We start from the raw sequence: 22224 nt of genomic DNA, 5'->3' as shown, positions 1-22224 counted from the left end.
AGGGGTTATTTAAAATTAATTTGAAATCCGAGCGAGTACCTTTTCAGCGGCGGAAGGCCGGCAAAGTTTTGCGAAGAGGGATCAGCGCCTTTATACCTGGTCAATACAAGGGCATTTTCAGCAGCAACAAACAATTTGGTGCAGGCTGCCAGGCTTCGCCGCAGGCGTAGGTCCTGGAAAGAATAAGAAACGCTGATGGTTTTTAACCGGATAAAATGGGCATTGACCAGGTAGTTGTTGCTGTTCCTGTTTCTATCCCAGCCTGCCGAAGCCGGTGATCCGGATTGGGTAGTATACTGTTGGTATTGGGCAACATCGCCGGGACGCTGCCAGCGGTCAAGGAACTCAACCGGAACATTTGAATATCCATTGATAGTCGGTTTCATGGCCGAAAAGGTCAGGAATTGATTAATGCCTTTTTGCAGGGCAAATTCCCAGCAAAAGTCAAGGGCAAACCGCTTGTAACCGATCAGGCCCTGGAGTCCGCCATACAGTTTGGGGTCCAGGTCGCCATTCACTACATAATCATTAATATCCAGCGTACTGTCCTTGTTTTGGTTTACAAAGTCATAGACGCCTGTGGCAGGGTCAACGCCAAGCGCCGTAAAACCTTGCTGAACGCTCAGCGACCTGCCCAATACAAGTTTTTGGGCATGATTCGAAAAGGCCAATCCGGGGAAAGCCGTGAGTTTGGTACGGGGCAACGTTGCTGAAAGCGTAAAAAAGGCATACAATGACCGGGAAGTGTCTCCCTTCAACTGGAGCTGTAACTCGTAGCCCTGGTTATTGACCCTGGCATCAGAGTTAATGAGCATACTTCCAATTCCCGTGAAATTGGGCAACGTTTCAGAAAGCAACAGCTTGCCCGATGTATTGTTATAATAGCAGAAACTAACGTTGAGCATATTCCTGATCGTGAATTCTGCGGCCAGTTCCAGCTTCTTGCATTCCTCATAACCGTAATTGTCGTTCGGATGCCGGGTAGGCATAAAACCTTGTATCCCGGCATAGGGATTGGAATTAGAGACCGGCGCATAAATATCTTTAAACCCGTAATCACCAATTTGGTCATTGCCCGTTACACCGTAACTGCCTCTTATCTTAGCAAACGTGATGAAGGAAGGTAATGTCAAAAACCTGGCTTTTGATAGCACCCAGCCGGCGCCGGTTGCCCAGAACAGGCCATACTTCCGGTTGGCGCCAAACCGGGAAGAGCCGTCTCTTCGCACAGTGATATTCAACAGGTACTTATGATCATATTCCAATTTTGTATTGCCAAAGAAACCCAGGTAACCATACTCGGTGATCTTATTACTGGCTTTTATCACGGCGGCAGCTTGCTGCGTGGGCAGGGTTTGGTCATTGGTATACCCGGTGCCCACTATCTTTTCCCGCACATACTTTTGTTTCACCACGGTGGCGCCTGCCAGCGAAGTGATGTTGAGCGCCTTCCAGCTATACTTATGCTCGGCCATCAGCTCCAGCAATTGATTTTTCACGAATATGGACCCAAACTCAGCAGTGCCGGTGGGGTTGGTGGAAGAATCCTGTGCTTTAATGGGGATCTTCAGGGTCTCGTCCGTATTAATAATATTGAGCCCCAGGTTGGAGATCAGCTTAAGATGGGGATTCACCTGGTAGTCAATACCCGCATGGCACAATTGATTTTCGATGGAAATAGTGTAATTATTCAGTAAATAAGCCATCGGGTTCAACAATCCTTTAGGCCATAGCAGGTTACCCCGCGCATCTACTAATTCAGGCGTATTGGGAGCCAGCCTCACTGCCTGTGTGATGTCATTACCAATAGACACCGTTTTGGCGGAGAAATATTGCCCATCCAGACCAATGGTAAGTTTACCGTTTCTCGATTTTTGTTCCACCCTCCCTTGTACATGAAGGTCCTGGTCATAGAAATCCTGGTTCACCTTTTTGTCGGGTAACACAGTGCCTTCTTTATAATAGCTGAGTGCCAAACGGTAATTTAAATGGTCGGTAATGCCGCTGGTCGATACGGAAGCATTCACATGCGAGGCGCTTCCCCCTAAAAAGAAATCGTTATAATCCTGGTAGCGTAAGCTGTCCCACAAGGTCAGGTCCGGCGCGTTCGATTCAGTAGCCGGTAAGCTATCATTGGCCAGCGCTTCTCTTCTGGCCGCCAGGAACTGGGGGGTATTCAAAAAAGTATAATACTGTCTCACCCGCCCAAACCCATAACGCGCATGGGCGGTAACGGAAGGCATACCGGCTTTGGCTTTCTTCGTATTGATAACAATAACGCCGTTCGCTCCGCGGCTGCCGTAAATGGCGGTGGCGTCCGCATCCTTCAATATTTCTATGGATTCTATATTATCGGGGTTGATCAGCCGTAAAATAGATACACCGCCCATGGCCGGACCGGTGGCATTGGGGCTGCCCCCGATATAATCCAGTTGACTGATGATCATATTGGGCAGCGGCACACGGTCCAGGATGATCAGGGGGCCATTTACTTCCGTATTATTGGCCAGTAAACCATCATAGATCCTGCTGCTGTTCCGGATGCTGATATGGGCGTGGGTGCCATGCGAGCCATTTTGAAGTTGTACCCGCGTCCCCGGCGCCAAACCGGATAGGGCTACCGCCACGTTTTTAGGTCTTACGGGGCCTAGCATCGTTTCATCCAGGTGATCGGCGCCTTCTGTGGTAACCGGTTTTTTGAAAGTTTTATAATTGCTGGTGAAGGAGGGCATCGTCCGGTACTCCAGCGTCAGGGTGATCTTATGCCGGGGGTCCACGGGCAGCGATACCAGTTTAACGCTATACCCCTGGCAGGAGATCTTTAAATGCCGGTGCCTTTCGTTGGTACGCAGGTAGAATTCGCCTTTCTCATTGGTCTTGGTTACACTCCTGTTATCTTCAAATCCGATGCTGGCAAATTCGATAGGCCGTTCTTCCGGATCAAGAACAATACCCGATATTTCTTCCAGGTAACCCATGTCCCCTTGTTTGGCCGCACGGATAATGCTCTTTTGCATGAGATAGTAAAGCTGCCTTTTGAACTCGTACCTGATGGGTTGGGTTGCTAAAATGCTATCCAGCAGTTTGTCAAAGCTGGGCGCTTTGTAGTGGATGGTCACCGGCCTGGCTCCTGCAATATCATTCTCGGTATAGCTGAAATCTACTTTAAATTGGCGTTGCAGATCGCTCAATACCTTTCTGAATGGCTTCTTCACGGCGCTGTATTCAAATACTGCATGGCTTTTCTGATGAACTGGATGCTGAGCACTAGCTATTTTCCCGTTACCAATAATCACGATACTTAACCAAAACGTAGTTTTCAATAATTTGTACATAATTTAAATACTTTAATGGTTACATGTTGGGATTGAATTTGGTTTATGGTGAATGAATAGGATGGTGTAATGGTTACTCCGGTCGGGGTAATAGGCAAATAGTTCAGCACATCATGGGATAAAGCCACGGAAGTACGTTGCATGATGCAGCATGCAGTCGTCTGCAGGAAAGATTATAAAAGGTGGGAAACGATTAGTTAGGGCTATAGGGGTTTTTCAGGAGCTGCAGCCAATAGCCATTGCTGCAGGTGAATAAAATATTGGATGCTCATCAATGGCCGCTTTGCGGGGAGGGTGAATACCATCAGCCCTCCCTGGCAAAGGCGGGAGAAATTACCAAGGATTTGGAATAGCACTGTTTAGGACACGGCCATTCGTAGGATTGGAATACATCAATGGAAAAGGCTAATGGTACAATTATTTAGTAATGAAAACATGTTTATTATCCACAGATACACGGTAGGAGAACCGGTCTCCTTCTTTGAGTGCATCCAGGAACTCCGTTAATGACAAACCCCTGGATATTTTGGTAACAGTGATGGGACTTGGATCGGGCTTTTCTTCATAGATCACCTGCACATCGTACCAGCGTTGTACCTGGTACATGATCTCCCGTAAGGGTAACCGTTCAAAACTAAAATTGCCATCTACCCACGACACTGCCTGCTCGGGATTGGCTATTTCCTTTATGTCAATGCCTGTTGCATTTTCCTGGATAATGGCCTGCTGTCCTGGCATAAGCATACGGGGTGTTTGCCCGGGGGTGATGATCCGCACACTACCTTCCAGGAGCGTTGTTTTTACCTTGTTTTCCTCCGGGTAAGCGCTGATATTAAACCTGGTGCCCAACACTTCTATCTTATTGTCATTTTGTTTAACGATAAAAGGCTTATTGGTCTTGGCCACTTCAAAGTAGGCTTCCCCGGTTAAAGTTACTTCCCGTACCGGGCCGGTAAAACTGCTCGGAAAAGTGATACTGCTTTGTGCGTTCAGGCGAACAAGGGTGCCGTCGGATAGTCGTACCTTATACGTACCGGCCCTTTGTAGCACCAGGGTGTTCATGTACACGCCGGTTTCAGGGTTGCTGAATGGTTCGTATGATAAGGAGTCGGGTGCCTGTTTAATAACATTGATACCTCCTTGTTGATTGCTCCAGCCATTTTTTACTTCTTCTAAGTTGATCGTCTTATTACCCCCTAAGATCAACGTGGCCCGGGGAGGCTTGGGAGTAAGGGCAGCCAGTTGCTGGTTTTGATCACCTGGTTGGCTCCCTGGTGGGAGGCTTACCTTGAAATAGTAATACAGGAGCAGGCTACCAACCAGCGCCAGGCAGGCTGCGCACGACCAGATGATAGGTTTTATATACCGGCGCCTGGGAATGGTGGTGGCCGGCAGGGCTGTCACGGAAAGGGCCTGCCGTAATTTAACCTGGTAATCCGGCCAATCCTGCTCTGCCAGGTCACTGGTGGTGGTTAGCCTGCTGATAATTTCCCCTTTAATAGTAAAATGGTCGAGGGGGTGGTTTTTCTCAAATTCAATATAGTCTTTGCGATCTTCTTCCGGCAGTTCCCTGTTATCTGTTAAATGACAGATGGCTGAGATCACATGATTCGGAGTAGTTATGTTGTATGACATTATAGGAAAGTTTAAGTAAGGTTTATGGCGAATGGTGAAATTTGATCAGAAAATGGCATGAATAAATGACCAGATGTACAGGATAATTTTTATAAGCGTATCAACCACTTTCGTATTCGATTCATAGGTTTTGATGAGTTCCCGGAGCTTTTGAACGACCTTATGTTTTTGATTCCGCACATTCCCTTCACTGGTTTCCAGCTTTTCGCTGATCTGCTTAATCGTATAATTGCCACTGATCAGCAGATCTATGATGGCCTGTTGTTGGTCGGAGAGTGATTGCAGGTATTGGGTAATTTGAGCATGTATCTCGTTTTCGCGTACAAACGTGGCCGCCTCGTTAGGATCGGCAACGCACCCATTGAAAGCAAAATATTCCCTGAGGAATTCATCGGATCTCATTTTCGCTTTTAAATGATCAATCGCCTTATTCCTGGCTACCACGTACAAAAAGGCGCGGACATCCGATAAAGTAGCCAGTTTGGGCAGCGTTGGTGCATTAAGGGCCAGGGCTATAAATGTTTCCTGGGTGATGTCTTTGGCGGCGTCTATGGGGTTCGGGACAAACCGTGTTACGAAGACAAGGATTACCTCGTAATACAGGGTAAAGATCTTCTTGTGGGCAAGTTCATCGCCGGCTTTCAATCGTTTAATCAGCTCTTCTTCAGTCATATGTTATCGTTTATGGCTAAGTTTGGGTAGGTGTATCCCACGGTCGCTCAGCTAAGCAGTAATGGTTACAGGTGATGTTCTATAGGTACAACTGGGAAATGATCATTTCGTCACCAAGGTTGTCGAAGTTTTTTTGGGGCGGCAGTACTGATAGTAGTACTGCAATGGTGCGGAATGTCCCGGTGCTGTGTTCAATTATTTTTTTGTGTGCAGGGTACACTGTGTAGGTGAATACATGACGCTTGAAATACCATCCTTGCGCGTCTCACTCCTTTTACAAGAAATCGGGTAGTCATTTTGTTGAATTTTGTGGAATAATTCCGCTGGAAATATCCCGCAAACCACACGGGCATAGGGTATACGTAATTTCATGATAGGCAGGCATCAAGGGCATTGTTTTTGCAGGTAATCCGTAATTTTGAGGTAGTTGGGCCAGGGCACACAGGCAAAAAAAGTGAGCGGGGATTTTAAAATTACCTGTTTTTCGATTATCATTGCTTGTCAGTCAATGTCACCCCATTAATACCGTTAAACCTATTATTCTCTGAACCCGGTCCCCCTTCATTTTAAATAACAGGAATTGGCCATTACCTTTTTTGCCTTTTTGACCAGTGAAAAAGCCTTGGACATTATCCTTTGATGCGTACAGAATTTCCTGTACAGTCATTCATTTTTTAATGGTTTTGATTAATAGCTGAGCCAGCATTATGATTCCTTCTGAGATCAAAAATGAGGTAGAGTTAGCCGCTGCATTTAAAAATGGCGATACGGCAGCGTTGAACCTGCTTTGGAAAAACAATTATAAGGCCCTCGTATATTTTGCCGATCAGTTGGTGCGCAACAACCTGCTGTCAGAAGACATCGTGTCTGAAACCTTTGTCAAACTATGGAAGCTCCGCGAGAACTTCGACAATGTCCCCAGCATCCGCTCTTTTCTGTATGTAACCGTGAGAAATAACTGCTATGATCATCTCCGCAGCCAGGAGATTCATGCCCGCATCCATAAGGAGATCCTTTATACCTCCGATTATGTGAGTGAAATGAACCGGGATGATTATGACATGATGTATGCTGAATACATTCAGCAATTATATGTGCAGGTGAAACAACTGCCCGAGCGCTGCCGGGAAGTATTCAATATGTATTTCTTCGACCGCCTCTCTACCCGCGAAATAGCCCTGGCGCTCAATTTGAGCGAACAAACAGTGCGCAATCAAAAGACAAAAGCGGTAGCTATGTTGAAATCAGCCCTGCTCAAAAAAGACATCCTGCCCGTAGCCACCCTGCTGCACTTCTTTGCCGTACTCTGCGCTGTAGAGGATTAATCATCAATCCGGGACCGCCACCAAACTTTTAACCGCCCCCAATAGTTGCCCTAGTGGACTTATCCGTTTTATATTAGGAAAAATACTGTTGTTCCTGAAAGGGTGCGTCGGTTATTTCCGCACTAAACAACCCATAACCATTAACAAATCAACAAGCAATACCATGCAAGAAGCCGCTGTCAACAGGATCATACAACTAATACTGGCCCGGCAAAAGGGAGAGATTTCCGGAGCAGGGCAGGAGGAACTGGATGCCTGGGCCAATGCCTCGGAAGCCAACCGGCAGTTTGTGGACCGGTGTCTGGACCGGGTGCAGGTAGCGGCCAGCCTGGAGTTGTTAGATAAGATTGATGCAGAAGCAGCCTGGCAGCGCTTATTGGATAAAAACGTTTTTGAGTATACACCGGTGGTCGCCATCCGCAGGAAGCCCTGGCGGTGGATGGTGGCAGCCATCACTATCGGTGTTATAGCCACGGGCGCCTACCTGTTCCTGAACAAAGGCGATAAACAGGTGCAGGAAGATCAGGTAGTGGTTCGCCAGGGCGATGATATTCAACCCGGCAGCAATAAAGCTACCCTTACTTTGGGCGATGGACGCACCATTACGCTCGATGAGGCAAAGGATGGCGTATTGGCCAAAGAGGATGGGGCTGCTGTCAATAAAAAGGGCGATGCCCTGGTATATGACCCGGCCGGAGAAAACGGCCGGAAGGCCGGTAAAAATGCGGCTGTGCGCTATCATGCGGTGACCACACCTACCGGTGGATTTTATGCCCTTACCCTGCCCGATAAAAGCAAGGTATGGCTCAATGCAGAGTCCCGCATCAGTTATCCTACCGTATTTGCCGGCAAGGAACGGCGGGTGGAAGTAACGGGCGAAGCCTATTTTGAAGTAGCCAAAGACCCCTCAAAACCGTTCATCGTATCCACCGGCAATGCGGAAGTAAGGGTCCTGGGCACCCATTTTAACGTGAGGAACTATGGTGATGAAGAAACTATAAAAACTACGTTGCTGGAAGGTAGTGTGCAAGTAAGTGCCGGCGGCAGCCAACCCGGAACACCAAACGCGAAACCCGGAACTATCTTGAAACCTACACAGCAGGCATGGCTTTCCTCTCAATCCAATAAATCCTCCTCAATCATGGTCCAGACGGTTGACGTCGAAAGCGTCATAGCCTGGAAGAACGGCTATTTCGACTTCAAAGCAGCCAGCTTTACCGATGTGATGAAGGAGATCAAGCGCTGGTATGCAGGTATTGAATCGGTTGATATTAAAACCCCTATTAACGATCAATTTACGGCGGGTATACCCCGTAATGTACCTTTGTCTACTATGCTTACTATTTTGCAGGAAACAAGCAAGGTGCATTTTGAGATCAAGGGTAAAACAGTGATCGTAACCAAATAAAGGTCTCTGATTCCCCATTTCTATTTCATAAAAGCCCTCACCGGCAGGCTATTACAGCCTCGCCGGGAGGGCTTTCGCCTTTTGTCCCCCTGAGCCTGTCGAAGCCTCACTGAGTATGCCCCCTGAGGCCGATAGGCGAAACGTCACATTCTTTTGTCATTTCGTAGCGAAGCGGAGAAATCTGCTATCGAAACAAACGCCTAACCGCTAACAGCTTGTTACACCAACCATATTGGGAATCAATTATTCTTAAAAAAACTTCTACAACCAATAGTTGCCCTTTTTCTCTTATTCGTTTTGGTACAGAAACAGGTTTAACAAAACCATGATCGTGTTCGGCATTCGTGTAGTTGAGAATACAAACCAGACATAGGAGCCGCATTGTGTAAGCATGCGCTATCACAGAGATTGCTATTTTTTTCTAACGGAGGAGCTTTCCCTCCTCCGTTTGTTTACGATTCCCAATGTTTTTTTGATATAACACCATTAAACCACCTTAATTTTTTTGCTGATTGAATCCATTAATCATTAAACCAGCTAACAAACTGCAAGCCAGGGAACCAGTAGCTATGAAAAATGTCTGAAGCCACCTGTCGAAAAGACAGTCCCAACGTCGGTTGGGAAAAGAGAATCCAACATTCAAAAAGGCATTCCCTGGCTCCGCAGTAGGCTGTTAATACTTCGCTTTGCTCTACTACATACTGCCTGCGAGAGAAGTCCCTGTAAAATCACGCACTGTAGCTTCCCGTTTTCCTTTCCCAGCTTGTACAGTCGGAAGTGGCCTTGGCCTTCCCATGTGTTTGTAATTCGGTGGTGGCGTACCATCAACTCCACAAATGTCGGCTGGCAGCAGAATCCCGCTTACTAGAGCGAAAAAATAAAGTGATATATTTTCTTGATACTGCTGCCCACCTCGTGTTCCGAACTATAGTAAGTATAGCTGGTTCCCGGGTAAACATGGTTTTTCCAGGAGCCAGGTATAAATTGGTTCTTTTTCCTTACCACGATGTTTTGGTAAGAATAGCGGATATCTTTTTTAGTGTCGTTGATCACAATCACAAAAGCGTAATCTTCAAATTCTGTCAGGTACCCCAGTATTTGAGTAATAATTTTGATCTTTCGCGGGTTCCACCATCCTTTCACTTCCAATTTCAACTCTATATTGTGCACTTTATCATAGGCAACGATGTCAATTCTCCCATTCCCCTTCAATACTTCTACGGATACATGAGCATAATGACCGGACAGGTAGAGGAGCAGAATGTCACGGATATGCTCTTCTCTTTTACCTTTACCTGCCTGGGTCATACGCACACCAGGCTGCCGGATGCTTTGTGTTTGCAACTGCCGCAGGCAATGGATAATATGATTTACAAAAGTGATAATGAATACAGGGGCAGGTGCATTGGAGGGCCTGGGAAATCCCGGAAAAAAAGGAGCTGTATTGCTGGCGCCTGGTTTTCGGGATTTCCCGGTTAGTTTCATGGTTTTTGGGGCCTTAATTTTTTTCCCGGTTGGGTGGCCTGGTCCACCGGTAAAGGGATGGCCATTATGATTTTTGAGGCAATCCAATAGTTCGGTAAGGTAAGCAAGTCGCTGTGTGTGAGCTTCGGGTACAGCCAGGCCACGCTTATTGGTAGCTTTGACCAGACTTTTATAAGCCATTTGTTCTTTCTTACTGAAAAAGGTTTTGAAGTAGAGGTTGAAATGCCGGTGAAAGTCATTCATTTCGTTCTGGAATACAGTCCTCTTTATTGTCAGGTTGTTCACGTGATAGGAGTAGGTTTCCACTTCTTTGGTGAAAGAAGTAATTACCTGGCTTGTCATTCGTTTGCCAAGTGGTGAGAGCGCTGATGCAGAACGCTTTTCATTTTTCATTGTCTGTATTTTTACACTTGTGACTTTTGGGTTAATTACAGGAAATTGACTTGTCTAACCGGCATGGTCCTTTTTATTTTGCGGCACATTTTTCGTATCAATACTGTTCCTTTTAAGTGATGGCCGTTGATAGGCTTGTTTCTTTCTCTTGTATTACTGATGCAGTTTTCTTGCTTTTTCATGGTAGAATGTAGTTAACGAATTTGATGGTTAAGAAATGGAGTTGATGGATAGCTGTAACTACGGTTTGGATGGTAAGGATGCTGGGGGATTGAGAAATGCAATGGCAATCAGGTAAAAGCCGACATGCCCTCATATTAGCAATGCATGAATGGGGAATAATAATGCGTAGAATAAATGAATAAGGCTTGTTGTACACTATAGTAGCGGCTATTACTTTATGGTATGGATGTTAATCATGAAACCCCGGCAAAACAATAGTAATTTATGCCGGGGAAAAATGAGTCGTCGAGTATAGTATGATCATTGTATTAGTGTTCTTGCTTGTAGGCGTTCTTTTACCCGCAAGGATTTATTATTGGTTTCCGGATGAGTAGTATAAAAATGGAAGATCATTTCAAGTAGGTTAAAAAGGTTTTCTTGGTTATTCAATAATGATTCACCCGCGTAATCCCCGCCGCTGGCGTTCCTGTTGTCTTTCCCCTGAATACCAGGGTCACATTCTTAAACCTCGGTACATAAGTAGTTACTGTCGCGCCAGTCATGGTAATAGAAGTGATGACTTTGTTAGTGCTGGGATTGATTATTTGGAAAGTGTAGCTCGTATTAGCAGCAGTGGCCGGGAAAGATTTAAAATCGGTGATTTCTCCATAGCCGATGTTGAAGAACTCGCTTACCTGGGGAGTGGTAGAAAGTACCACATTAACAGGGCCGCTATTGGGCGATAAATGAATAAAGCGGATGCCTGCCGTACTGTCGGCGCGTACTGGTATATTTTCTTTGATCAGTTTGGCAGTAACGTCTGTAGGAGTGCCGCCAAGGAATAAAGAATAGTATTGATTCTCTTCGATTAATACGTCCTTGCTGGCATGATTATACCAGGGATGTAAGGAATCTCCATTTGGATACACATATATAGTACTATCCGGGAATAAGCCGAAATCTGCATGGGCATTATTGGCGATATTAGTGGGATAACTGCCTAATTTGACAATGCTGCCACCGGTAACGGTATTGATAATTTTTAGTGACGCCACGGGAGTGGTGGTAAAGGTTTCTTTTTTACAGGCATAAGCCAGTAGGGTGACAACCAGCAGTCCAATAGGTATATTTCTCATAGTAGTAAATGGCATTGTTTAATAACCGGGGTTTTGAACTAAGTTGGGAGCTCTGTTAATATCTTGTAACGGAATGGGGTATAATTGCTGGTACGATTGCCAGGTGGTGAGCCCCTGGGACTTGTAGGGTGTTGCGATGGTCATTACCGCATCCACCATTTCGGTCCGTTTCAGGTCAAACCAGCGATGCCCCCATTCTGTGAAAAGTTCTACCTGTCGTTCGTGTTGTATGGCGGTGAGGAGCGAAGTTTGGTCGGTGGCGGTAGTTTCTTCAAGACCTGCTCTTAGCCGGATGGCATTCAGGTCGGCCTTGGCTTCCTCCAGTTTGTTGAGCTGTGCCCTGGCTTCCGCCCTGATCAGGTATTGCTCCCCGAGCCTTAGTGCCATCTGGTATTCGGTCATTTTGGAAAGGGCCGTGCTGCCGGAGATGGCGGAGTCAAGGGTCGATTTTTTGTATTTATAAGGATAATAAACAGTGTCATTCACGGTGGCGCTTACTTTATAAATGGTGCTGTCGATCCAGTTACCCGGTACAGCCCGTTCGTCACCGGGTTCAAAGGTGTTCAGCAGTAGTTCACTCAGGTACACAGGTTGAGTATTGCTGGGGCCAGCCGGAAGGATCACAAAGAGACGTCCTTCTTCCGTATTGAAATAAGTGGTGGTAGGTTGTAGTTGCCAGATGGCCTCTTTACTGTTTTTAAGGAAAACATTATTAAGGGGGGGGAGTTCGAACAGGGCCGCATGATCAATTACTAAGGAGGCGGCCGACTCAGCCTGTTGATATTCCTTGATATAAAGATGCACCCTGGCCAGTAAAGCAGCGGCAGCCCATTTGGTAGGTCGTACCCGTTCTCCGGATTCTGTCAGTATTTTAGAGCTGGGGTAATGCTCCGACAAAAGGCTTTGAGCTTCCGTCAGATCGTTTTTGATCTGTTGGTAAACTTGTTGAGGAGGGCTTTTAGCCAATAGGGCATTCACTTGGTAGTCTCTGGTAAGCGCCAAGGGAACAGCGCCATACAAGTTGACCAGTTGGAAATAAAAAAAAGCCCGTAGGAACTTGACCTCACCCAATAATTGTTTTCGAATGGCGGGGGTTAATACTTCGGCGGCCGGAGCGGATAAACCTTCTATAGCACTATTGCATTCGTAAAGGTAACTGTATAAAGGATTCCAATGTTCTGCGCCAAATCCTCCTGCTGCTACTGCATCCAGTGCATTATTATTATAAGCTTGATATTTTGAGGTATTTACCAGCCCATTATGTAATACTAATTCATCGGACGATAAACCTGCCGATACCGATAGGCCGTTGAGGCCGGCAAAACCACCCGTGCTGCTGTTGGTAACCTTACTCATATTGGTATAGAGGCCGATAACAGTGGCAATCGCTGTTTCATCGTTGGTAAATACATTGGCCGATGAAATGGAATCGAGGGGTGCAGGTATTTCTATCAGCTTTTTGCAGGAAATCCCGATCTGTACAAGGCACACAAAAAATAGCAGGGAGAAAGGGAATCTGCCTGTTTTTTTATAATGGATGGGTAATATAAATGTATTCATTTGCTTCATCTTTTTTAAAAATCTAAAAACTTACATTGAAACCCAGGGTCCATACTTGCAGGGGAGGTAAAGATGTTCCTTGCGATTCCGGATCAAGTCCTGTATAATGAGTAATAGTGGCCAGGTTCTGCCCCCTGAAATAGAGAACGCCACTCTGCAAGCTCACTTTCTTTAATAAACCCGGTGGAAGCTGCCAGGAAAGCGATACGTTTTTAAGCCGTATATAAGAAGCATCGTACGAATACCCGGCATCGGATAGTGATATAGTCTTTGCAAAGGATGATGTGCTGTATCGGCCTATAGGGGCATTATCGCCTGGCTTTTGCCAGCGGTTTAATACGGACACGGACTGATTTCCCAGTCCAACACTAAAATTCCCAGGGATTGCTCCGGGGCCAAGATAGAAGGAATTGTTGCCTAGTTGTCTGATGAACTGGAAGAGGAAGTCCAGGGATAATCTTTTGTAAGTGATCGTATTCATCCAACCGCCATAATACTGTGGTTGAAAGGATAACAGAACAGAAAGTGCCTGGCCGGAAGGAACTACCACAGGATTCCCCTTTTGATCTGCAAACAGGTAACGACCTGTTAAAGGATCTACACCCAAATAGTGGAAATAATAAGTAGCTCCTAGCGGTTGTCCAATAATTACCCCACTGGTGCCTGTGGCATAGCTGGTATTTTCGATACCGGGAAATTCGATGAGTTTGTTACGGGGAATAGTAAGATTAAGGCTGCTTGTCCAGGTTATTTTGCTGGTTTTGAGGGGGGTGGCAGATAACGAAAACTCCCAACTGGTATTTTGTATTAAAGCTGGAAGATTTATACGTACACTTGTTCTGCCGGCAATGGCTGGCAAGGCATAATTGACCAATTGATTGGAGCTTCTGTTACGGGCAAAAGTGGCATTCAATAAAATACGGTCATTAAAAAAAACAAGATCGATGCCGCCTTGCAGTTTACGCACTTCCTCCCACTGAATATAGGGGTTTTCGAGGCCGGTAGATTGAAGCCCGGAGACCTCCTGGTAAGGAATGCCCGAGGTTGTGGAGGCATACCTGCTGAGAAATAGATAGTCTCCAATACCATCACTGCCGGTAGTGCCATAGCTGGCCCTGATTTTACCGAAACTAAGCATCGGCAAAAGCTCTTTGATTCCCTTTTCCTCGGTAAATATCCAGGCAGCACCCACACTCCAGAAATTATTAAAGAGGTTATTGGCCCCAAAACGGCTGCTCCCGTCACGGCGGGCTGCTACATTGATGACATACCGGTTATCCCAATTGAGATTAATTCTTCCAAACAGGGCGCTATAGAGGTAAATTGACTGACGATAATCCGAGGTGACGTCAAGTGCTGAAGAAATGTCTTTTAACAGAAGATCGCTGGAAAAACCGGAAGCCGAAATGGTTTGTATATCGTTCACAGTTTTTTGTAAGGTGGTACCGGCAAGCACATCAAGTATTCCTTTCCCCCACTTTTTATTATACGTTAGCTGTGGTTCTATAAGCCAGGTAGTGGCGGTCGAATTACCAAAAATAGATGATCTTGCTGTATTCCGTCGGTTGGCAGGGGATACAGCTTCTGCAGTACTGCCATAGAAGGAGTTTACCAACGTACTGTTATAGCCCAAGCTGCTCTTGATAAGTAAACCCGGTAGAATGGTATAGCTAAGCTGGGCATTACTCAGCAATTGCTTGGAAACATGTTCATAATCCCTGTAAAAGGAGTTGATCAGCGGGTTTTCCCAAGTAGCATTACCTGCTGCATTGAGGGCCCAGTTCAGGGTGCCGTCCGCATTATAAAGGGGGGGGGCATTGGGTGCCAACTGAAGGGCTATAGAAGTAAGGTCTGCGCCAGGTATGCCATTGTCGTTGACTGTATAGTTACCGGTAAGTGATAGTTTGAATTTTTGGTTGGTAGAAGCGGTGTTGATAGTAAAGTGTAGGGTCCCACTTTTACTGGCCATGGCACCTGGGAAAACAGTCGTTTGCTTGTTATAGGTCCCTCCTACAAGGTATTGGGTAGTAGGGCTGCCGCCCGAAACAGAGGTGCTGATATTGGTGTAATTGGCTGTTCCGCCAATCAATGCTTCCTGCCAGTCGGTATAGCGGGTGGTATCCCACAATACCAGGTCAGTGTAAGCTGCTGTATTACCGATAGTTAAACCATCATTCCGGATGGCTTCATAGCGCATATCCAGGTATTGCCGGGTATTGAGTAAGTCAAGTTTGCGGGTTACTTTACTCCATCCTTGCTGAACGCCTACGGTTACTTTTGTTTTGCCTGCTTTGCCGCGCTTGGTAGTAATTAGGACCGCGCCGTTGGCGGCTCTGGAACCGTATATGGCGGTAGCATCGGCATCTTTGAGCACGTCGATGGATTCTATATCTCCAGGATTAATGAAACCCACGGGATTATTACCTCGGCTCTCTGGGGTAGTACCAACGGCTAAAGGTCCTGCCAATAAGGATATTAATAGGTCATTGGATAATGGAACACCATCTACCACAATCAATGGAGAATTATTGGAAGTTGTTATACTATTTTGTCCCTGGATACGGACTTTGAAGGCTCCATTGGCAAGCCCGGTATTTTGAGTAACCAATAGGCCTGGTACCCTGCCTTGTAAGGCAAATAAGGGATTGGAGACCGGCTGTTTCTCAATATCTTCTGCTTTGATGGTGGTGACGTTACCAGTACTGAATCTTTGAGAAGTTCTGCCGTAGGCAATCACCTGCACTTCATCCAGTTTGCTCGATCTTCCTTTTACCCGTAAGTCCAGGTTACGCTGACCATTGATGGGTTTTTCCACTGGTTCTATATTTACGCCGGTAAGAACCAGGGTGGCATTCGATTCCACATTTTTTAGGAAAAATTCTCCTTCTCCATCGGTAGCGGTGCCGGTTTTTGTCCCCTTCACCTGTACGGTAACACCGGCTACGGGATCTTCCCGTTCATTCAGCACCCGTCCTCTTACCTCAATGGGCAGAAATGGGGGCGGGGAGCTTTGCTCCTGGTTTATTTTTTTTTCAACAGTTTTTTGTTTTACCACCACCACCTTCTCGATGATAGTATAGGTAAGCGGCTGGTCCTGGAAAATAGTACGGAGTGCGTCTTGTACACGCGCATTGGTGATATTGACATTGACCAGCTTGGCCCTGGCCAGGTCTGTCTCGAAATAAGCAAAAGAATAACCGGTTTGTTTCCTGATCTCGGCAAATACTTTTTGTAAGGGAGCCTCCTTAAAGGAAAGGGAGACTACCTGCGATTCGCCGGTAAAAAACGATTGTAGATGCAAACTAACCAAGATGAGCAAACAAAATCTAATTGTTCGCCTGAACGGAGCTGTGATAGAGCATACAAAACAGCCCGGGCCTTTACCATAAGCAGAGCGTAGCATAGATGAACCTTTAAGTACCTTAATGTTGTTAGCAGTTTGGTTTTTCGTACGGATAAGCAATGGCTAATAGGCTGGATGAGCGCAAATGATTGAGAAGGTTTAACGGGTTTCTATACCGTGAAGTGACTTCCGGCGCAGATAGGTGATCTTTTTGTGAAGCCGGTACTATAGATAAAAACGAACAACTCGAAAAGGGCAACTATATTGTTGGCGAGTTTTTTTACAATGTTTTACTGTGCCTTGGGGCCGAAATGGCATTTTTCAGCAGGTTGAGGATTGATTATCAGTTTATTTGATCGAAAGAAGCTACTAGAGCAATGGAGCTGTTTTTTTGAATACGTGGTTAAATAAGGAGGGTATACGTTCCAATTTAAACAAGTATATGACAAGATGGTTTGGTTTATGGCTCTTGATGTTGATGTTTTTTTTCAGTGCTGCTGCACAGCAGTTCCCTGGTGGAGGGATCAAATGGACAAATGGGCTTAGCTGGCAAGAGGTAAAGGAAAAGGCCCGTAAGGAAAATAAGTATATTTTCCTGGATTGTTTTGCTACCTGGTGCGGTCCCTGTAAGCAAATGGATAGATCGGTGTATGTGAACGATACGGTGGGTAGCTTTATCAATGAGCGGTTTATTGCCGTAAAGGTCCAGATGGATAAAACCAAAAATGATAACGAGGAGGTGAAAAATTGGTATGCAGATGCCCGGGCCATACAAGATCAATACCGGGTAATGGCATTTCCTACCTATATTTTTTTATCGCCGCAGGGGCAGGTGGTGTACATAGATAAAGGATTTCAGAGAGTAGAGAAATTTATTGCAACTGCCGCTACAGCCGTCCAGCCCGGTCAGGTGTACGTCGATAAATATGAAGAATTTAACAGGCTCGAAGAGGAATACAAGGCAGGTAAAAAGAACTATAATCGCATGTTGTACATGATCCGGGTTAGTCAGGAACTGGGGCAGGTTGAGTTGTTTAAACAATTGCACAGTGATTACATGGCTCATCTCAAAAGTGTAAAAAAAAGGCAGGTTTACACGAAAGAGAATATCGAATACCTCGGAAGTCTGTCCTGGAGCAGCACGGCACAATTGTTTAAAGTATTTTATCCCAATGGGAAAAAGGCAGATAAGGCAATAGGTTTTAAAGGCTATGCCGATAATGTCGTTAGCAGGACGATAGTTAGGGAGATAGCAGTTCCTTTCCTGGGGGTTCAGGCATCATTTAATATGCTGGGAGGAAAAAGAGATACGGCCGAAGCGGATTGGGCAGGCCTGTATAAAAAATTGACAGCCAAATTCCCCCAAAAATATGTGGATAGGGCTTTCCTGGAGGCGAAGATCATGTGGTATGAGCAGCGTTTCAATTATCCGTTGTTGGCCCAGTTCTATCTGGAAAAGCTGGATAAATATGGATTGGACACGGTCAGTGCAAAAAGCAATACCACCTACACCCTAGTGAATCACTATTGCTGGCAGTTTTTTTTGCGGATAAATGATCAAGGGGTATTGGAGCGTGCAGCCAATCATATGGAAAAGGCCGTAAAGGCAAGGCCGGATTTTCAAGCTTACGATACTTATGCCAATCTGCTGTACAAAGCAGGTAAAAAAACGGAAGCCATTTATTGGGAAGAAAGGGCGCTGGGCCTGGTAAAAGAAAAACAGATCACCGATCAAGGTAACAGATATTTCGCTGCTAAGGTTAACAATTTTGCAGCAGTGTTATCCAAAATGCGTTCAGATAAACCCACTTGGCCGGTAAAAAAGTAGATAGTTAGAATTGTATGTGCTTGGTATGTTAAGCATCGGGCTGTTTGTAGGGAAAATACGGACGGCCCCGATGCTTCGTTGGAGTTATTCTTTAACCCCTTCGATAATTTGGTTGGTATAGATTTTTCCGTAATAGGACTTATTGAGTTTTTTGTCTTTGGTGAACAGGGCCATATAGGGTACACCGACTATTTCGTAGTAATCTTTTACAAATCCAGATGTATCTCTGCCTGTTATCACATTCTTGAATCGGCTAAGCTGATATCTATCAATGAATTTTTTCATCTCCTTTAAGGAAGCCGTGGTAACAAAATAAAATTGGATGTCTTTCAGCCGGTCAATATCTTCAGCGATCTCTTTGGCCTGTTCCCGCGAATAGGGGCAATGAGGCCCGAAATAAAACAAGGCAACTGGTTTGTCAAGGGGGGCAGCGGAGGTATTAGCGAAACCAACACTATCGCTCAATTGCAGGCTAAAGGAAGGCAATGGCTTTCCTTCCAGCCCTGTTTTTGCTGGTTCTCTGCTGAAGCAGCCGGCTAAACCGGTGATGAGCGCAAGGGCAATTATCTTTTTCATGGTATTATTTTTATGGTTTGATATTGATGGGCGTAAGTGTTACTGGTTCAGAAATTGCGTTGGTTAGAATAGGAGTGGAGTTTCTTTTCACTGTTAAGCCTGTCGTTGAAACAATACGCTCGATGAGCACAATACAAAAGATAAGGGTCATGATCATAGAAAATAGTTGATACCGGAGTTCTATAGGAGCCGAACATACGCTGAAACACATATTGACGCCCCAGATAAGAAAGATCCACCACAGTAAGCCATGAGCATACCTTAAACTTGTTCTGAATCCTGCTGCAAAAAGGAGAATAAGGAAACCGATAAAAAAAGCTAAATGGAGGATTGGTAGCAGAAGGGGAAATACTTCGGCTGTTTGGATTTTTTTGTCGTTGAAATAACTGGGTAGCTGGTTGTTTTTCCAGCCAAACCACGATACTACCACAGGTGGTACGGTACGTCTTCCCAGGTTGTAATAGCCCATAAAGCCGGTTGGGGGGGAATAATAGCTTTTCAGGTTGGGCCATATAAAGTGACGTAGAAAGGGGGCCGGGTGTTTAGCGATCAGGAAACGGCCATAAGCACCGTACAGGGGCCCAAGGGCTGCCCACTGTTTAAAGGGACTGGTACCGCTATCCTGTTTATGTTTATTTTCCCGTAGGTATTGTTGTAAAGGTGATTGATCATTCCACAAGTAATAGATGCCAATGGATGCATCCGGTCTTTTTTTTAGCCGCCGCAGGGAGTCAATATGCCGGTTGGTGATGGTGTGCAGTGGCCGGAATTTAAAGGGAATACGTTTGGGGGCTGGTTCGGCATAAGCGTATCCATTCAGGGCATTGGCGGCCAATTGCCATCCGCCAAAGGGGGAGTACTGGACTTTGCCCGATAATTTTTCGTATTGAAATTGAGTATACCCGATATAGGTACTTAATAGTAGAACAATGGCGGTGGCTCCTGTACGCTTAAGGGCAGGGGGAACTTGGGTAAGCCAGATGGCAAGCAGGCTGATAACGGGATAGTAGAGCGCGTTATGGCGTATCATGAGGGCCAATAACAATACGAATGCATGGCTGATTAATAGCAGCATGCCAGGTCGGAAAATGATCCAGATCAGTTGGGTAAGCCACAGCAGGCTAAGCGCGGTGAACAGGCAATCGCTGGATACAAAATTGCTGATATGAGGCAATAGGGGATTGATCAGGCTGCACACAAGGATGACCAGGAACGCCCGTTTGTGCAGGCTAAGCCAATACTGAACGGTAAAAAGCAGGTACAATAGGCTGCTTTGCAACAACAGGTATTGAAGGAGCACCAGGATAAAATGAGAGTTGGTAAAACAACTCGCCAGCCGCAGGAATTTGGAATAACCGGTGGGCCATACATTGATAGTTTTATTCTGAGAGGCTGCTTCTATATAGGAATGAGAATCGGGAGGAATGAAATTAGGATAGGGATAAAGGATTTTCAAACAGGTAAATGACAGAATGATGATGGTTGTTGACAGCCATAGCAATAGCCTGTTTTCTTTTATCTGGATTAACCATTGTTGGAAGGATAGGTTTGGTATGGCTTGTTGCCGGATCATTTTTCATTAGTTGGTGCTGAGCATCTTATCGTTGCTGCCAGGATGCAAGGTATTTTGCAGTTGTAATTTGATCAGTATAAAATCTGCTGCGTATGGTAGTATCTGTTGTACCGCATTGGATAGTATACTCCTGGCTGGTGGCTGAGAAAAAAAGCAGGGCTGGCGGACAGCCCTGCTTCATAACATCAAAGGCGAATTAATCTTCTATTAGGTCAAGTGTAGTTAGGGCACAGAATGTGTTGTCTTCTTCGCATGCCTCAACCTCGGTAGTGCAAACTGGAATAGTTTGCTCATTATCAGGCACTAACTCGTATGCGTCAATGTCTTCACAGGTTGCTGTCTGATCAGGTAATACTGGATGGTTTTGGATCTTGCAGGTAAAGACACCTCCCCCTAATGCCAAGGCATCACCTGTACAAATATCTTCACTGAACTTTGCTTTGAAAGCGAGCGTTCCACCGGCGATGGCGATAACGGCAATGGCCAGCAGCATGAATCTTACTTTTTTCATAATAAAGGTGCTTTTTAAGGCGTAAAAAGCTAAACTTTGGTTGGTAATGAATGCCTACTCTGTTATAGTGGTTTTCGGCTTCGCCACATGCTCTCATTACCTTCGGTGGATCCTTCCCGTAAACAATGAGAGAATATTTTTAAGATCAGGCGGATTGTGGTTGCGTGGTGGAATGTTCTATACTGGGATGCTGGGATACCTTTTGAAGCCACCGAATAAAAGGCTTTTCCAGGTAGCGATAAACAACAAGGCCTGTGATCACAACAACGACAAGATGCACAAAAATGCTAACGTCTGGCAACAGTATGGTGTTTGTTTTATATAAAGTGGCAAGTAAAGTAAATATGATGGAATGCGCCAGGTAAATAGAGTAAGAGGCATTGCCGATCAGGCGTGCAGGCTTATAGTTCCATATGCGTTGAAGTTGCTTGTTTTTTTCGAGTAAAACACACCCCGCCAATAAAAAGCTGCTAGGTAGGCCCCAAAGAAGGAACCGTTGCAAGCTCAAAGTCCCATTCAGGATGAGATTAGGGGTGCTGATATGCCCGTAATTATAAAACACAAGTACCATGCACCAGGCTATCCCCGCAAGCAAAAAGGTCACGGGCACGAATTTCGGTAGCATACCGGCTTTCATATAAAGCTGGCAAATGAGCATGCCCAATAGAAACTCGAGAAGTATGATATTAGTGGCAAATGTCAGCCGGAGATCGGTTGGCTTGAATAGAGAACCTGCAATTACAAGTAAGCAGATAGTGACGGTAACTGCGATAGCTTTCTTCCGTAGGTTAGCAAAAATAGTAATGGAAAAAACCAGGTAAAACAGCCATACAAAAGCCAGAGTCCAGCCCGTTGGAAGGTAAAGTTTATACCGAGATAGCTTATCAGTAGTGGGAATAATCCACAGGCTGTCTACGAGGCCGGGTATCATTTTATTATTTAGCAAAAAGCTATTAGGATTATTGGTAGCCCATACCTGGAACCATTGTACACCAAAGAATAGTATACTGGCTATATAGAAGAGGGGATTAATCCTGATAAAACGTCTTTGCAGAAATTGCAGACCCTCCCGGGCGCCGCTGTAACGATGGGCTGTATAAGTGATGATGAATCCGCAGATCACAAAGAAAAGATCAATGCCTATGTAACCTATCTGGGAAAGATAGTAAAAATTTTGCTGATGTGATGGCCCCGTCTGTTTGGAAAGATGGATAGACTGTGCATATACGATCAGCAGGATGGCAATAGCGCGCAGGAACTGTATGGAGCCGAGTTTCATAAC

General features: G+C 45.5%; 14 protein-coding genes. 3 read left to right on the top strand and 11 right to left on the bottom strand.

From position 1 onward, the window contains the following. Window positions 1-5 precede the first annotated feature (5 nt). From HB364_RS22015 to HB364_RS22005, 3 genes are all read right to left on the bottom strand, one after another. Entirely contained in the window at window positions 6-3335 is a 3330-nt protein-coding gene (locus HB364_RS22015) for a SusC/RagA family TonB-linked outer membrane protein (RefSeq protein ID WP_167290498.1), read from the bottom strand. Between the two features lie 417 nt (window positions 3336-3752). Beyond that, entirely contained in the window at window positions 3753-4970 is a 1218-nt protein-coding gene (locus tag HB364_RS22010; protein ID WP_167290497.1) for a FecR family protein, read from the bottom strand. 45 nt (window positions 4971-5015) lie between these two features. Then, window positions 5016-5642 carry an RNA polymerase sigma factor gene (locus HB364_RS22005; protein WP_167290496.1) on the bottom strand — a complete coding sequence of 209 codons (627 nt, stop codon included), beginning with the start codon at window positions 5640-5642 and terminating at the stop codon, window positions 5016-5018. 707 nt (window positions 5643-6349) lie between these two features. Here HB364_RS22005 and HB364_RS22000 point away from each other — a divergent pair. Next, complete coding sequence (locus HB364_RS22000) at window positions 6350-6967, top strand: RNA polymerase sigma factor (RefSeq protein WP_167290495.1); 618 nt, start codon at window positions 6350-6352, stop codon at window positions 6965-6967. Between the two features lie 163 nt (window positions 6968-7130). Further along, window positions 7131-8375 (top strand): FecR family protein, encoded by a 1245-nt coding sequence (locus HB364_RS21995; RefSeq protein WP_167290494.1) that lies wholly within the window; start codon window positions 7131-7133, stop codon window positions 8373-8375. A gap of 864 nt (window positions 8376-9239) precedes the next feature. Here HB364_RS21995 and HB364_RS21990 read toward each other — a convergent pair. The 4 genes from HB364_RS21990 to HB364_RS21975 form a co-directional block, all read right to left on the bottom strand. Further along, window positions 9240-10253 (bottom strand): PDDEXK family nuclease, encoded by a 1014-nt coding sequence (locus HB364_RS21990; RefSeq protein WP_167290493.1) that lies wholly within the window; start codon window positions 10251-10253, stop codon window positions 9240-9242. A 608-nt stretch (window positions 10254-10861) separates the two neighbouring features. After that, window positions 10862-11551, bottom strand: a complete 690-nt coding sequence (locus HB364_RS21985) for a DUF4397 domain-containing protein (protein ID WP_167290492.1) — start codon at window positions 11549-11551, stop codon at window positions 10862-10864. An 18-nt stretch (window positions 11552-11569) separates the two neighbouring features. After that, on the bottom strand, window positions 11570-13111 hold the full coding sequence (locus tag HB364_RS21980) for a RagB/SusD family nutrient uptake outer membrane protein (protein WP_167290491.1): 1542 nt from the start codon (window positions 13109-13111) through the stop codon (window positions 11570-11572). Between the two features lie 22 nt (window positions 13112-13133). Beyond that, window positions 13134-16412: a SusC/RagA family TonB-linked outer membrane protein gene (locus tag HB364_RS21975; RefSeq protein WP_167290490.1), complete on the bottom strand. Its 3279-nt coding sequence runs from the start codon at window positions 16410-16412 to the stop codon at window positions 13134-13136. A gap of 484 nt (window positions 16413-16896) precedes the next feature. Here HB364_RS21975 and HB364_RS21970 point away from each other — a divergent pair, with 484 nt between their 5' ends. Next, on the top strand, window positions 16897-18282 hold the full coding sequence (locus HB364_RS21970; protein WP_167290489.1) for a DUF255 domain-containing protein: 1386 nt from the start codon (window positions 16897-16899) through the stop codon (window positions 18280-18282). Window positions 18283-18366: 84 nt separating this feature from the next. Here the strand turns inward: HB364_RS21970 and HB364_RS21965 are convergent, their stop codons facing one another. The 4 genes from HB364_RS21965 to HB364_RS21950 all read right to left on the bottom strand — a co-directional run bounded on the left by HB364_RS21965 (window position 18367) and on the right by HB364_RS21950 (window position 22221). Continuing rightward, the gene (locus HB364_RS21965) at window positions 18367-18858 is read right to left on the bottom strand and encodes a TlpA family protein disulfide reductase (RefSeq protein WP_167290488.1); all 492 of its coding nucleotides are present in this window, start codon (window positions 18856-18858) and stop codon (window positions 18367-18369) included. A gap of 10 nt (window positions 18859-18868) precedes the next feature. After that, on the bottom strand, window positions 18869-20431 hold the full coding sequence (locus HB364_RS21960; RefSeq protein ID WP_167290487.1) for a hypothetical protein: 1563 nt from the start codon (window positions 20429-20431) through the stop codon (window positions 18869-18871). Between the two features lie 196 nt (window positions 20432-20627). Continuing rightward, window positions 20628-20942, bottom strand: coding sequence for a hypothetical protein (locus HB364_RS21955; RefSeq protein ID WP_167290486.1), 315 nt, complete (start codon window positions 20940-20942; stop codon window positions 20628-20630). Window positions 20943-21087: 145 nt separating this feature from the next. Further along, window positions 21088-22221: an acyltransferase family protein gene (locus HB364_RS21950; protein ID WP_167290485.1), complete on the bottom strand. Its 1134-nt coding sequence runs from the start codon at window positions 22219-22221 to the stop codon at window positions 21088-21090. Window positions 22222-22224 lie beyond the last annotated feature (3 nt).

Origin of the sequence: Paraflavitalea devenefica, assembly GCF_011759375.1 — a bacterium.
GTDB classification, from domain to species: Bacteria; Bacteroidota; Bacteroidia; order Chitinophagales; family Chitinophagaceae; genus Paraflavitalea; species Paraflavitalea devenefica.
This window is presented reverse-complemented; position numbering and strand designations above follow the sequence as displayed.